General features: G+C 70.9%; 10 protein-coding genes. 7 read left to right on the top strand and 3 right to left on the bottom strand.

Going from position 1 to position 12,655, the window contains the following annotated elements; all coding sequences use genetic code 11:
• Positions 1 to 26: 26 nt before the first annotated feature.
• Both BGO46_RS11245 and BGO46_RS11250 read right to left on the bottom strand, forming a co-directional pair.
• A complete protein-coding gene (locus tag BGO46_RS11245; protein ID WP_292673931.1) occupies positions 27 to 2,675 on the bottom strand; it encodes a DEAD/DEAH box helicase in 2,649 nt (882 codons plus the stop codon).
• 340 nt (positions 2,676 to 3,015) lie between these two features.
• Entirely contained in the window at positions 3,016 to 4,224 is a 1,209-nt protein-coding gene (locus BGO46_RS11250; RefSeq protein WP_292673929.1) for a glycoside hydrolase family 3 N-terminal domain-containing protein, read from the bottom strand.
• A 130-nt stretch (positions 4,225 to 4,354) separates the two neighbouring features.
• On the opposite strand from BGO46_RS11250, the gene BGO46_RS11255 reads away from it, so the two are divergent.
• The 6 genes from BGO46_RS11255 (at position 4,355) to BGO46_RS11280 (ending at position 10,144) form a co-directional block, all read left to right on the top strand.
• The gene (locus tag BGO46_RS11255; RefSeq protein WP_292673927.1) at positions 4,355 to 4,729 is read left to right on the top strand and encodes a GNAT family N-acetyltransferase; all 375 of its coding nucleotides are present in this window, start codon (positions 4,355 to 4,357) and stop codon (positions 4,727 to 4,729) included.
• A gap of 73 nt (positions 4,730 to 4,802) precedes the next feature.
• Entirely contained in the window at positions 4,803 to 5,753 is a 951-nt protein-coding gene (locus BGO46_RS11260; protein ID WP_292674245.1) for a pirin family protein, read from the top strand.
• A gap of 167 nt (positions 5,754 to 5,920) precedes the next feature.
• Complete coding sequence (locus BGO46_RS11265; protein ID WP_292673924.1) at positions 5,921 to 6,469, top strand: ECF transporter S component; 549 nt, start codon at positions 5,921 to 5,923, stop codon at positions 6,467 to 6,469.
• Between the two features lie 124 nt (positions 6,470 to 6,593).
• On the top strand, positions 6,594 to 8,432 hold the full coding sequence (locus BGO46_RS11270; RefSeq protein WP_292673921.1) for an ABC transporter ATP-binding protein: 1,839 nt from the start codon (positions 6,594 to 6,596) through the stop codon (positions 8,430 to 8,432).
• Positions 8,429 to 9,250, top strand: coding sequence for an energy-coupling factor transporter transmembrane component T (locus BGO46_RS11275; RefSeq protein ID WP_292673918.1), 822 nt, complete (start codon positions 8,429 to 8,431; stop codon positions 9,248 to 9,250). The genes BGO46_RS11270 and BGO46_RS11275 overlap by 4 nt, the downstream gene beginning before the upstream one ends.
• 15 nt (positions 9,251 to 9,265) lie before the next feature.
• On the top strand, positions 9,266 to 10,144 hold the full coding sequence (locus tag BGO46_RS11280; protein ID WP_292673916.1) for a siderophore-interacting protein: 879 nt from the start codon (positions 9,266 to 9,268) through the stop codon (positions 10,142 to 10,144).
• 73 nt (positions 10,145 to 10,217) lie between these two features.
• Here BGO46_RS11280 and BGO46_RS11285 read toward each other — a convergent pair whose 3' ends face one another.
• Complete coding sequence (locus tag BGO46_RS11285; protein WP_292673913.1) at positions 10,218 to 11,381, bottom strand: acyl-CoA dehydrogenase family protein; 1,164 nt, start codon at positions 11,379 to 11,381, stop codon at positions 10,218 to 10,220.
• A gap of 146 nt (positions 11,382 to 11,527) precedes the next feature.
• Here BGO46_RS11285 and BGO46_RS11290 point away from each other — a divergent pair, with 146 nt between their 5' ends.
• Positions 11,528 to 12,568: an Rv2578c family radical SAM protein gene (locus tag BGO46_RS11290; RefSeq protein WP_292673911.1), complete on the top strand. Its 1,041-nt coding sequence runs from the start codon at positions 11,528 to 11,530 to the stop codon at positions 12,566 to 12,568.
• Positions 12,569 to 12,655 lie beyond the last annotated feature (87 nt).

The following is a 12,655-nucleotide window of genomic DNA, read 5'->3' on the forward strand; positions in this document are numbered from 1 at the left end:
CACCGGCCGCGCGCACCGCCGGTCGCTTACAGCCGCACGACCTCGGTGACGCGCACGACCGCGGCGCCTTCGTCGACGGATGCCTGCAGGTCGACCTCCGCGCGGATGCGCCAGTCGTGGTCGCCCGCCGGGTCGTCGATCGTCTGCTCGACGCGCCACACGCCGGACGACGCGTCAGAGGTGTCGATGACACACAGCCGCGGCGAGCGCGCGGGGCCGCCCGTGCGGATCTCGTCGTGGTCGTCGTAGTAGGCATCCAGCGCTTCGGGCCAGCCCGTGTCGGGATCGAGGGCGACGAGCGCATCGTCGTCCTGCAGGGCGGCGAGCTGCACGCGACGGAACAGCTCGTTGCGCACGAGCACCGTGAAGGCGCGCTCGTTGGTGAGGATCGACGGCGGCGCCGGCGGAACGACGGGGCTGCCGTCCTCGGGCAACGGCATGGTGGGGTCGATCAGCGCCGCCCACTCGTCGACGAGGCTCGAGTCGACTTGGCGGACCAGTTCCCCGAGCCACTCGATGATGTCCATGAGCTCATCGGTGCGCGCCTCGGCAGGCACCGTCTGGCGGATCGCGCGATAGGCATCCGACAGGTACCGCAGCACAAGGCCCTCGCTGCGCTGCAGTTGGTAGAAGGAGACGAACTCTGCAAACGACATCGCCCGCTCGAACATGTCGCGGACCACCGACTTGGGGCTCAGCTCGAAGTCGCGCACCCACGGCTGGCTCGACGCGAACACCTCGAACGACTGGTCGAGCAGCTCCGCGAGGGGCTTGGGCCAAGTGACCTCCTCGAGCAGCGCCATGCGCTCGTCGTACTCGATGCCGTCGCGCTTCATCGCGGCGACGGCTTCGCCGCGCGCCTTGTACTCCTGCTGTGCGAGGATCGCCCGCGGGTCATCGAGCGTCGCCTCGATGACGCTCACGACGTCGAGCGCATAGTGCCCCGTGCCGACTCCGCCGCCAGTGGGTGCGCTGGCGGGTGCGCTGGTGGGTGCGCTGGTGGGTGAGCTGGTCGAGGGGTCGCCGCCCGCACTCGCCCCCGAGTCCGCGCTGGCCCCCGAGCCCGTCGAGGGGCCAGCCCCATCGTCCTCCGGCGCAAGCAACGAGACGGCGGCGAGCGCGAACGGCGACAGCGGCTGGTTGAGCGCGAAGTTCGGCTGCAGGTCGACCGTGAGGCGTATGACCGGGGATGCCCCGCGGTCGATCTCGACGATCTCGGCATCCATCAGCGTGCGGAAGATCGCGATCGCGCGCCGCGCAAGCTCGTACTTCCGCGCGCGCGGCTCGTGGTTGTCGAACACGAGCGAACGCACGTTGCCGAAGACGTCTCCGCCGCGTCCGATCACGTTGATGAGCATCGCGGCGGTGAGCTTCAGCTGCGGCACGAGCGGCTCGGGCGCGGCGGCGATGAGGCGCTCGTAGGAGCCCTCACCCCAGTTCACGACGCCTGTCGGGGCCTTCTTGCGCACGATCTTCTTGCGCTTGGCCGGATCATCGCCTGCCTTGGCGAGGGCGACGGCGTTGTCGATCTCCCACTCTGGGGCCATCACGACCACGTTGCCGTACGGATCGTAGCCCGCACGCCCGGCGCGGCCGGCGACCTGGTGGAACTCGCGCGCCGACAACTGCCGCATCTTCGTGCCGTCGTACTTGCTGAGCGCAGTGACGACGACCGTGCGGATCGGCACGTTGATGCCCACGCCGAGGGTGTCGGTGCCGCAGATCACCCGCAGCAGTCCGCGCTGCGCGAGCGTCTCGACCAGGCGTCGATACCGCGGCAGCATGCCCGCGTGGTGCACGCCGATCCCGACGCGCACGAGCCGCGACAGCGTCTTGCCGAACCCCGTCGTGAAGCGGAATCCGCCGATCGCCTCGGCGATCTCATCGCGCTGCGCCCGCGTTGTGAGCGGGGCGGATGCCAGCGCTTGCGCGCGCTCGAGCGCGGCCGCCTGCGCGAAGTGCACGATGTAGACGGGCACTTCGCGCTCGTCGACGAGCATCGTGAGAACCTCGTGCACCGGCCGCCGCTCGTACGAGAAGTGCAACGGCACGGGTCGCTCGACACCCGTGATCTGCGCGACCGCACGGCCGGTGCGTCGCGCCAGGTCGTCGGCGATGTCGGTGACGTCGCCGAGCGTCGCCGACATCAGCAGGAACTGCGCGCGAGGCAACAGCAGCAGCGGGATCTGCCACGCCCAGCCCCGATCGGGGTCGCCGTAGTAGTGGAACTCGTCCATGACGACCTGGTCGACGGGGGCATCCGCACCTTGCCGCAGCGCGATGTTCGCGAGGATCTCGGCCGTGCAGCAGACGATCGGCGCGTCGGGGTTGACCGACGAGTCGCCGGTCACCATGCCGACGTTCTCGGCTCCGAAGATCTCGACGAGGGCGAAGAACTTCTCGCTGACGAGGGCCTTGATCGGCGCCGTGTAGTACGAGCGACCGCCCGTGGCCAGGCACGCCGCGTGCGCGGCGATCGCGACGAGCGACTTGCCGGTGCCCGTCGGCGTCGACAGGATCACGTTCGCGCCCGACACGAGCTCGATCGCGGCCTCGTCCTGCGCCGGATACAGCGTGAGCCCCTGCCCCGCCGCCCACGTCACGAAGCCGTCGTACACGGCATCCGCGGTCGCGCCCGCCGAAACGAGGTCGAGCAGGCGGGGCGCGTCAGTCACCCCTCGAGTCTGCCGCACCCGCGGAAACAGCGCGGCCACCGCACCCGCGCGCTGCGGCGACGCCGCCGCTGCGGCAGGCCACCGCACCCGCGAGGCCACCGCACCCGCGAGGCCGCACCAGCAAGGCCGCCGCAATAACTCAGGAGCCGCGGCTCGAAACTCCGCCGACATGCCGCGTTCTGGCCGGTTCAGCATCGCACGGGCTGCGCATCTCCTGAATTATTGCGGCGCACCCGCCCGCACGCCGTCGCCCAGCCCACACCGCGGCTCTGCCCGCACGCGCACCCGCGCCCGTTCGCCCCACCGGGCAGCCCGCCCGTCCACGCCACCCACACCCGCGTCACGGCTGCGCGAGCTTGGCCGCCACGACCCGCGCGGCGGCCTCGTCGACGCGCGCCGCGAACGCGGGGTCGGACTGCGCCCGCGCCAGCACGGCGTCGTACATCTCGGCGTACACGCCCGGGTCGGCCGACACGAGCACGACGTCGACTCCGGCGCTGAGCGCCATGATCGCCCGGTCGGCGGGCGGCCACGGACGCGCCGCCGCGGCGGCCGACAGGTCGTCGGTCATCACGACGCCGTCGAACCCGACGGTGCTGCGCACGAGCCCCACGACAGTCGGCGAGAACACCGCGGGCGCCGACGCGTCGATGTTCTCGTAGTACGCCGTCGACATCATGACGACCGACGGCCCCGCGGCCGTGAGTGGCCGATAGACGGAGACGTCCGGGCCATCGGCCGTGACGGTCGAGTCCACGACGTTTGCCGATGTGTCCGTATTCGCGGTGACGTGCCCGAGCCCCGGAAAGTGCTTGAACACGGGCAGGATGCCTGCGCTGCGCATCCCCGCCGCGAACGCGCCCGCCTTGGCTTGCACGGTCGCGGCGTCGTAGCCGTACTGCCGGCCGAGCGCTCCGATCGGTGGGTTGGAAAACCGCGCGTCGTGGCTCGTGACGATGTCGGCCACGGGCGCGAGGTTCATGTCGACGCCCGCCACGGCCAGCTCGGCGCCCCACTGCGCCGCCTGCGCCTCGAGCTGGTCGTCGGGCAGATCAGCCTGTCGGATCGCATACGGCATGTCGTCGAATCCCGGCCCGCGCAGCACCTGCACCTCGCCGCCCTCCTGATCGGTCGCGACCCACAGCCGGATGCCTCCGGTCGGCCCGACCCCGTCGGGCAGGCCCGCAGCGACGGGCGCGAGCGCCGTGAACTGTGCGACGACGGCGGCCACCGCCGCAGCGCCGCCGCGCGTGCGCCCGTGCAAGAAGATGCTGCCCGCGTGCCGATCGGTGATCGCCGAGACGGTCGCGGGCGTCGCCGACGACACGTCAGTTCCGACCATGAACAGTTGGCCGACGCGCTGCTCGAGACTCAGCGCCGCGAGCGGATCCGGGGTTGGCGTGGGGGTGGGCGTCGGAGTCGGGGTGGAGGTCACGCTCGCGGCAGAACTCGACGGTGTCGGCGCCGGGGCGGATGCCGCACAGCCCGACAGCGCCGCCACGAGGGCGAGCACGACGAAGGCAGCGGCGCGACGCATGGCATCCATCATCGTGCCCGCCTCGCGGCGACGAAACCCCACCCACACCCGGACGCCCCGGGATTGCCCCGGCCACCGCCCCTGGCGGAACATCCCCGCGCGCACCTACGTTGGAAGGAGTACCCGAAGCGAGGAGTCCGCCATGACCGACGACGTCCATGTCACCCGCAACGACGCGCGCGAGCGCTACGAGATCAGCGTCGACGGCGTCGTCGCGGGGTTCACCGAGTTCGCCCCCGACGATGAGGGTCGGCTGGTCTTCCCGCACACCGAGATCGACCCCGCCTTCGGCGGACGCGGACTGGGCTCTGTGCTCGTCGGCGGCGCGATGGCCGACGTCGCCGCGCGCGGCGAGACCGTCGTGCCGGTGTGCCCGTTCGTCGTGCGCTACCTCGAGAAGCACGACGTGCCGGGGCTCGACGTGCACTGGCGTGGCCGCGAACACGAGCGCGCAGCCGCCGTGCCCGCACCCGAGGCACACCCGGGCGACGAGGGCGTCGGCACGCCGAAGAACTGACACGGCCATGAGTCGAATGGATGCCGGGGCGCAGGACGACGGCATCCCCACGCCTCCTGCGACCGCTGCCGACATGGCCCACGGCGACAAAACGCGCGGCGCCCCCGGCCCGCGGGCCCTCCTGCTGGAAGCCCGCGACGTGCCGCTCGGCGGCGTGCGCGGCATGGAAGTCCACCGCAGCCTGCCCCAGCGCGACCTGCCGATGGTCGGTGCGTGGTGCTTCCTCGACAGATTCGGACCCCAGATCGCGCGCATGCGCGTCGAGCCGCACCCGCACATCGGGTTGCAGACGGTCACGTGGCCGTTCGTCGGTGAAGTGCGCCACCGCGATGCGATCGGCAGCGACGTCGTGATCAGCCGCGGGGTGCTCAACATCATGACGAGCGGCGCGGGCATCAGCCACTCCGAGTACTCGGTCGGCGACGGTGAGGTGCCCCTCGACGCGCTGCAGCTGTGGGTCGCGCTGCCCGACTCGCGCCGCCACGGCGCCCGCGACTTCGAGCGCATCGACAACCTGCCGACCGTCCACCTCGCCGGCGCGGAGGCGACCGTCGTCGTCGGAACCTTTGCGACCGTAGCCTCGCCCGCGAAGATGTACACCCCGATCGTCGGGGCGGAGATCCGGATTCAGGCCGGCGCGACCACCGCGCTGCCCCTGAACCCCGCCTGGGAGCACGCCCTCGTCGGAATCACCGGCGCCCCCACGGTCGAGGCGGGGTCGGATGCTGGCGAGATCACCCTCGCCGATCAGAACCTGCTCTATCTCGGCACCAGTCGCGACACCGTCACGGTGCGGGCGACCAGCGACGCGACGCTGTTCCTGCTCGGCGGCGAGCCGTTCGAGGACGACATCGTCATGTGGTGGAACTTCGTCGCACGCTCGCACGACGAGGTCGTCCAGGCGCGCGAGGAGTGGGAGGCATCCGCCGACCGCTTCGGTCACGTGGTCGGCCACGGCGACGACCGCATCCCTGCTCCGCCGCTGCCGAGCGTGCGGCTCACGCCGCGGCGACGGCGCGTCTGAGGCATCCATCGCACCGCCGCGCCCCCACGCCCATGCACGAACTCCGCAGAATCGCACGAACTCCGCAGCCTCAGCGACGTCTGACTGCGGACTTCGTGACAATCTGCGGAGTTGATGGCCGCATTTCCCACGGTCGGGCATCCTCCGGCGGCGGGTAATCTGAGTGGGTGGCCCGAACCCTCTCTACGCGTGTGCTTCTCGTGTGCGCGGCCATCGGCGTGGCGACGGGAATCGCGACGGCGCTGTGGTCGCCCCTGCACGGCTTGAGCGCCGCGTTCGCGATCCCCGTGTACGGGCTCGTCCTCGGATTCCACGCCCTGCCCGGCGTCATCGCCCAGCAGGTGCTCCGACTGCCCTGGGTCGCGCTGATCACGCACGCGCTCGCCGCGCTCATCGCGTCGGCGTTCGTGCCCGTGATGGCGGGCCGCTACCTCATGGCGGCGCTCGTGTTCGGCGGTGTGCAGGAGGGCGTCTCGGCGCTGACGCGCTATCGCCACTGGGAAACCTGGCGGTTCCTGCTGTCGGGATTCGTGACCGGCGCCGTGCTCGCCGTGCCGATGTGGTTCGCGTTCGACGTGGCATCCCTCTCGCCGTGGGCCGGGATCACGTTCGTCGTCGCGTTCGTCCTCGGCCCGGTCGCCTGGACAGCGGTGGGGCTCGCGATCGGCACCGCGCTGCGGCGCGCGGGCGTCGCTCGGGCGACAGTCAAGCGCTGACGATGCGACCCGGTCGGGCGCTGACGGCACGTTCGGCGGCCGGGCGCTGACGCGATTCTGGCCAGTGAGGTTAGGGTCGGCTAAGTTAGGAGGGACTTCCTTCTCCTGACCGCTGGGACCACCCGTGACCTCTGCCGCATCTGGAGCGGCCGCGCCACGCCCGGTTCCGCTCCTGCAGGTCCGTGACCTCGGCATCCGCCACGACGGATCGGCGACGGCGACACCCGCGAGCGCGACGTTCTCGGTCGCCCGCGGCGAGGTCGTTCTGCTGCTCGGCCCGAGCGGCGCGGGCAAGTCGACGCTCGCGCTGGCCCTCAACGGGCTCATCCCGCACGCGGTGCCCGCGACGATCGACGGCACCGTGCTCGTCGACGGCCTCGACACGCGGACGACGCCGGTGGCGACGCTGAGCACGCACGTCGGGATGGTGTTCCAAGACCCGGATGCCCAGCTCGTGACCGGCACGCTGCTCGACGAGGTCGCCTTCGGTCCGGAGAACCTGCGGATGCCCGTTGACGAGGTCCTCGCGCGCAGCGAGGATGCGCTGCGCCGCGTCGGACTGTGGGACCGCCGTCACGAGAACCCCGACCGCCTGTCCGGCGGCGGCCGTCAGCGCCTCGCGATCGCGTGCGCGCTCGCGATGGGCTCCCCCCTGCTCGTCTTGGACGAACCGACCGCGAACCTCGACCCCCAGGGGATCGACGAGGTCTACGCCGCCCTGGGCGATCTCGTCGCCGCGGGCGACCGCGCGATCGTGCTCGTCGAGCACAACCTCGACGCGGCGACGGCGATCACCGACCGCGTCGTCGTGCTCGACCACGACGGCCACACGGTCGCCGACGGGACGGTCGACGACGTGCTGCGTGGCCGGGCGGACGAGCTGCACGCGATGGGCGTGTGGCTGCCCGTCGCGACGATCGCCGCGCTGCGCCTGCGCGCCGCGGGCTGGTCGCTCGACCCGCTGCCGCTCGACCCCGCCGAGCTGCGCGCGGGCCTCGAGGCGGCCGAGGCGCCGGCATCCGCCGTTCGTAATTCAGTCTCCACGCCATTCAGCGGGCCCCAAGACCCGATTTCAGCTGATTCCGCAGCGTCGAGACTGAATACCGAACACACGGCCGCCGCGACCGAGCCGCTGATCCGGGTGCGGGGGCTGCGCACGCGCCGCGGGCGCACCGAGGTCCTGCACGGAGTCGACCTCGACGTCGCCGCGGGCGAGTTCGTCGCGATCGTCGGCGCGAACGGCGCGGGCAAGACGACGCTGCTGCAGTCGATCGCGGGGGTGGTGCGGGTTCCGCGCGGCCAGGTGCGGGTCGACGGGGTCGACGTCGCGCGCATCGACCTGCGCTCGCTGTCGCGGCGCATCGGGTTCGTGTTCCAGAACCCCGAGCACCAGTTCATCGCCCACACGGTCTTCGACGAGCTCGCGCACGGCCTGCGGCTGCAGAAGCTCCCGGCCGATGAGGTGCGCGAGCGCACCCTCGAGGTGCTGCGCCGGTTCGGCCTCGAAGACAAGGCCGACGTCCACCCGTTCCTTCTCTCGGGCGGTCAGAAGCGCCGACTCTCGGTCGGCACGGCGCTCGTCGCCGGTGCCCCCGTACTGGCGCTGGACGAGCCGACTTTCGGGCAGGACCGCGCCCGCGCCGACGAGCTCATGCACCTGCTGCGCGGGCTCAGCGAGGCGGGCACCACGATCCTCGTCGTGACGCACGACATGCAGTTGGTCACCGAGTACGCGCACCGCACGATCGTCGTCGGCGACGGAACGATCCTGGCGGATGCCCCGACCTCCGAGATCTTCGCCGACGAGGCGCTGCTGCAGGCGGCCGGTCTGCGCCAGCCGCCGCTGCGTCGCGCGTTCGCGGGACTGACGAGGCATCCGTCGCTTGCCGGGGTCACGCGCCTCGCCGACCTGCCGCACAGCGCCGCACGCGTGGCGGACGTGCACACGGAGGGCGCCTCGTGACCGCGACGACGTTCGACCCCTACGCCCGTGTGGTGGCGCCGGGGCGCTTCCTGTTCGCGCTCAATCCGCTCGCGAAGATCGCCGCTCCACTGCCCGCCATCGTCCTGCTGGTGTTCGCACGCGATCTCGCGACGCCGCTCGCCTTCCTCGCCCTGGCGTATGCCGTGCTGCTCGCGGGTGCCCGCATGACCGGCCGCCTCGTTCTCGTGCTGCTGATCGCGATCCCCGCCGCCGCACTGCTGGTCGGCCTCGGAATGTCGCTGTGGGCGGATGCCGCACGCGTCGACACCTCCGTCACGATCCTGCAGATCGGCGGCTGGACGCTCTACGGCGGCGCCGTGGCGACCGGCATGGCGACCGGCGTGCGCCTCGCCGCGATCGTCGCGCTCGCGCTCATCGCGGGCATCAGCACGAACGGACCCGACCTCGTGCGGTCGCTCGTGCAGCAGCTGCGGGTGCCGTACCGCATCGGCTACACCGCGCTCGCGGCGTTCCGATTCGTGCCGCGGTTCGGCTACGAACTCGACGTCATCCGCCAGGCGCACCGCGTGCGCGGGGCGCACGGCGGGCGCGGCCCGTTCGCAGCGATCGCTCGCTGGTGGGGCTACATCGTGCCGCTGCTGGCGGGAGCGATCCGGCATGCCGAGCGCGTCGCGCTGGCGATGGATGCCCGCGCCTTCGGCGCGCACCCCGACCGCACCGAACGGCATCTCGTGCCGTGGCGGGCGCGCGACACCGTGTTCGTCCTCGTCTTCTGGGCGGTCTCGGCCGCGATCCTCTGGTACTTCTTCCCGTGGGCTGTGCCCGCGGCATCCTGATCGAAAGGACCCCGTATGGCACGCGCCAGCCGCCTGGTCAAGCCCGCGTCGCAAGACCTCATCCACCTCGAGGTGCTGCGCACCGAGCGGCTCAGCCCTCGGTGGGTGCGCGTCACGCTCGGTGGGGGCGAGATCGCGAAGTTCGCGCCGCTCGGGTACGACCAGTGGTTCCGCATCTTCCTGTCGAACACGGGGGCCGGCAGTGACGAGGGGCTCGAGCGGATCCCCGCGAAGGCCAACAAGATCTTCGGGTACCTCAAGTACCTGCGCATCCCCGACGGCATGCGGCCGGTCATGCGCAACTACTCGGTGCGCGCGTACCGGGCGGCGGGCGCGTCGGGCGGGTCCGAGATCGACGTCGACTTCGTGCTGCACGGGTCGGGTCCTGAGGCGGGGCCCGCGTCACGGTGGGCGGATGCCGTGGTGCCGGGCGAGTCGGTCGTCGTGATCGACGAGGGACTGAGCTTCAACCCGGATCGCGGTACCGAAAAACTGCTGCTTGTGGCTGATGAGACGGGTGCGCCCGCCGTAGCGAGCATCTGCAACAGCGTGCCGTCGTCCGCAACGGGTCTGGCGATCATCGAGGCGCCGTCCGCCGACGACATCCTCGAGTTCGACCACCCCGCGGGCGTCGAGGTGCGCTGGATCGTGCGGCCGGAGGGCACAAAGCCCGGAACGATGGCGCTCGAGGCTCTGCAGGCGCTGCCCGCACCGGCATCCGACACGCATGCCTTCATCGTCGGCGAGCAGTCGCTGCCGACCGCCGCGCGGCGCCACCTGGTCGCGCAGGGCCATGACAAGGACCGCATCAGCTTCGTCGGCTACTGGCGGGTCGGCGCGGCATCGCCCGCGCCGAAGTCCCAGCAGGCCCAGCCCGCCGCAGGCGCGCACTGAGCCGCGCGGTACAACCAAAACGACGGATGCCGCGACCGCCCGATCGGGCTGGTCGCGGCATCCGTCGTCTGAATCAGCGCTTGCCGACGATCTGGCGCGAAACGATGTCGCGCATGATCTCGTTCGTGCCGCCGTAGATGCGGTGCACGCGGGCGTCGAGGTAGGCGCGGGCGATCGGGTACTCGGTGATGTAGCCGTAGCCGCCGTGCAGCTGGACGCCGATGTCGAGCACCTCGGCCTCGCGGTCGGTCGACCAGAACTTGACCTTCGCGGCCTCTTCGGCCGTGAGCTTCTGGTCCTTGTAGAGCATCATGGCGCGGTCGTTGTAGACCCACGTGACGTCGACGGTGGTGGCCATGTCGGCGAGCTTGAAGCGCGTGTTCTGGAAGTCGGCGATGCGCTCACCGAATGCCTCGCGGCTGATGACGTAGTCGCGCGTCCAGTGGAACGCGGCCTCGCAGGCGGCGGCTGCGGCGACGCCGATCGAGAGGCGCTCGAGCGGCAGGTTCATCATGAGCTGGATGAAGCCGAGGCCTTCCTTGCCGCCGATGAGGTTCTCTTCGGGGACGAAGACGTCGGTGAACGAGAGCTCGGCGGTGTCCCATCCGTGGAAGCCCATCTTCTCGAGCTTCTTGCCGTGGTCGAAGCCCTCCATGCCGTTCTCGAGGATGAGCAGGCTGAAGGCGTCGGGCCGGTTGCCCTCGCCGGTCTTGACGAAGGTGACGACGATGTCGGCGGTCTTGCCCGACGAGATGAACGTCTTCGCGCCGTTGACGATGTAGCCGCCGTCGACCTTCTTGGCGGTCGTCTTGATGCCGCGCAGGTCCGATCCGGCGCCCGGCTCGGTCATCGCGAGCGCACCGAGGATCTCGCCGGTCGCCATGCCGGGCAGCCACTTCTCCTTCTGCGCCTGCGTGCCCATGTGGACGATGTAGGGGACGGCGAGGTCATCCTGGATGCCGAAGGCGCCGGCCAGCGAGCCGTGCCCGGCCATGATCGTCTCTTCGAGCACGATCGCGCGGAAGCGGTAGTCCTGCAGCATGCCGGCGCCGCCGAACTCTTCGGGAACGCTCAGACCGATGATTCCCGACTCGCCGGCCGCGAGCATCGTGGCGCGGTCGATCTCACCGTCGGCCTCCCACTGCTTGCGCTTCTCTTCGGTCGCGTAGCGCTTAAGGAACTCCTTGACGACGTCGCGGAACGCCTCGTGGTCCTCGTCGTAGATGTCGCGCTCCATGGTGCGGCCCTGCCTCTCGTGTCTCGTCGTCGAGTGTGAAGTGGATGGGATTGCATCCCACGAACAATGATACGGCGTTTCAATCGCGGTCAACCGAGTTCATTGTGCCCTTGTCACAAGTCTCGTATCTATGTTCTAATATCGGAATGCGATGGCAGGGTCAGACTCTCGGAGAAACGGATGCCTCCGCCCTGCCCGGCCTCGAGTCGCTCGGCGGTCTCGTGCGCAGCGTCACGACGCCCGAGTTCGCCGGCATGACCTTCCACGAGGTGCACGCGAAGTCGGCGCTCAACCACGTGCCGTCCGCCTCGGCGATGCCCTTCGACTGGACGGTCAACCCGTACCGGGGCTGTTCTCATGCATGTGGCTACTGCTTCGCGCGCAACACGCACACCTACCTCGACCTCGACGCGGGGCGCGACTTCGACAGCCAGGTCGTCGTGAAGGTCAACGTCGCCGATGTGCTGCGGCGCGAACTCGCGCGGCCGGGCTGGGTGCACGAGCCCGTCGCACTCGGCACGAACACCGACCCGTATCAGCGCGCGGAGGGCCGCTACCGGCTCATGCCGGGCATCATCTCCGCCCTCGCCGAGTCGGGCACGCCACTGTCGATCCTCACGAAGGGCACGCTGTTGCGACGCGACCTGCCGCTGCTGGCGGATGCCGCGGCATCCGTCCCGATTTCGATCGCGATGTCGATCGCCGTGTTCGACGACGCCCTGCAAGACTCCATCGAACCGGGCACGCCGACGGCGGCCGCGCGGCTCGCGACCGTGCGCGCGGCGACCGACGCGGGCTTCCGCGTGACGGTGTTCCTGATGCCGATCCTGCCGCACCTGACCGACTCGACCGCGATGCTCGACCACGCGCTCGCGCGCATCCGTGAGGCCGGTGCGGCCCGCGTCGTGTTCGGCGCGCTGCACCTGCGTCCGGGGGCGAAGGAGTGGTTCTGGCAGTGGCTCGAGCGCGAGCATCCGGAGCTGGTGCCGGCCTACCGCGGGTTGTACCCGGGCGTCTCGGCGTACGCGCCCGTCGGGTATCGCAAGCTGCTGTCGGCACGCGTGCGCCCGCTGCTGCGCAAGCACCGGCTCGCCGGCGGGGCGGAAGAGGATGCCGAGACGCGCCCGACCCGGCCGGGTCCGGTGCGCACGACCGGGCGCCCGGCGGAGCCGGCCAGGCTGTTCTGACCGCGGCGTTCGCGCGAGGTCACGCCGGCGCGCGCCGACCCGACGCAAAACGCCGCCCCGCGGCGGCGGAAGCGGCGTTTTGCGTCG

Source organism: Microbacterium sp. 70-16, assembly GCF_001898315.1.
GTDB lineage: Bacteria > Actinomycetota > Actinomycetes > Actinomycetales > Microbacteriaceae > Microbacterium.

What these genes read in the sequence shown, in the direction of transcription:
- BGO46_RS11250 (WP_292673929.1), bottom strand. Translation starts at nt 4,224, where the DNA reads ATGATGGATGCCATGCGTCGCGCCGCTGCCTTCGTCGTGCTCGCCCTC.
- BGO46_RS11255 (WP_292673927.1), top strand. Translation starts at nt 4,355, where the DNA reads ATGACCGACGACGTCCATGTCACCCGCAACGACGCGCGCGAGCGCTAC.
- BGO46_RS11260 (WP_292674245.1), top strand. Translation starts at nt 4,803, where the DNA reads ATGGCCCACGGCGACAAAACGCGCGGCGCCCCCGGCCCGCGGGCCCTC.
- BGO46_RS11280 (WP_292673916.1), top strand. Translation starts at nt 9,266, where the DNA reads ATGGCACGCGCCAGCCGCCTGGTCAAGCCCGCGTCGCAAGACCTCATC.
- BGO46_RS11285 (WP_292673913.1), bottom strand. Translation starts at nt 11,381, where the DNA reads ATGGAGCGCGACATCTACGACGAGGACCACGAGGCGTTCCGCGACGTC.
- BGO46_RS11290 (WP_292673911.1), top strand. Translation starts at nt 11,528, where the DNA reads ATGCGATGGCAGGGTCAGACTCTCGGAGAAACGGATGCCTCCGCCCTG.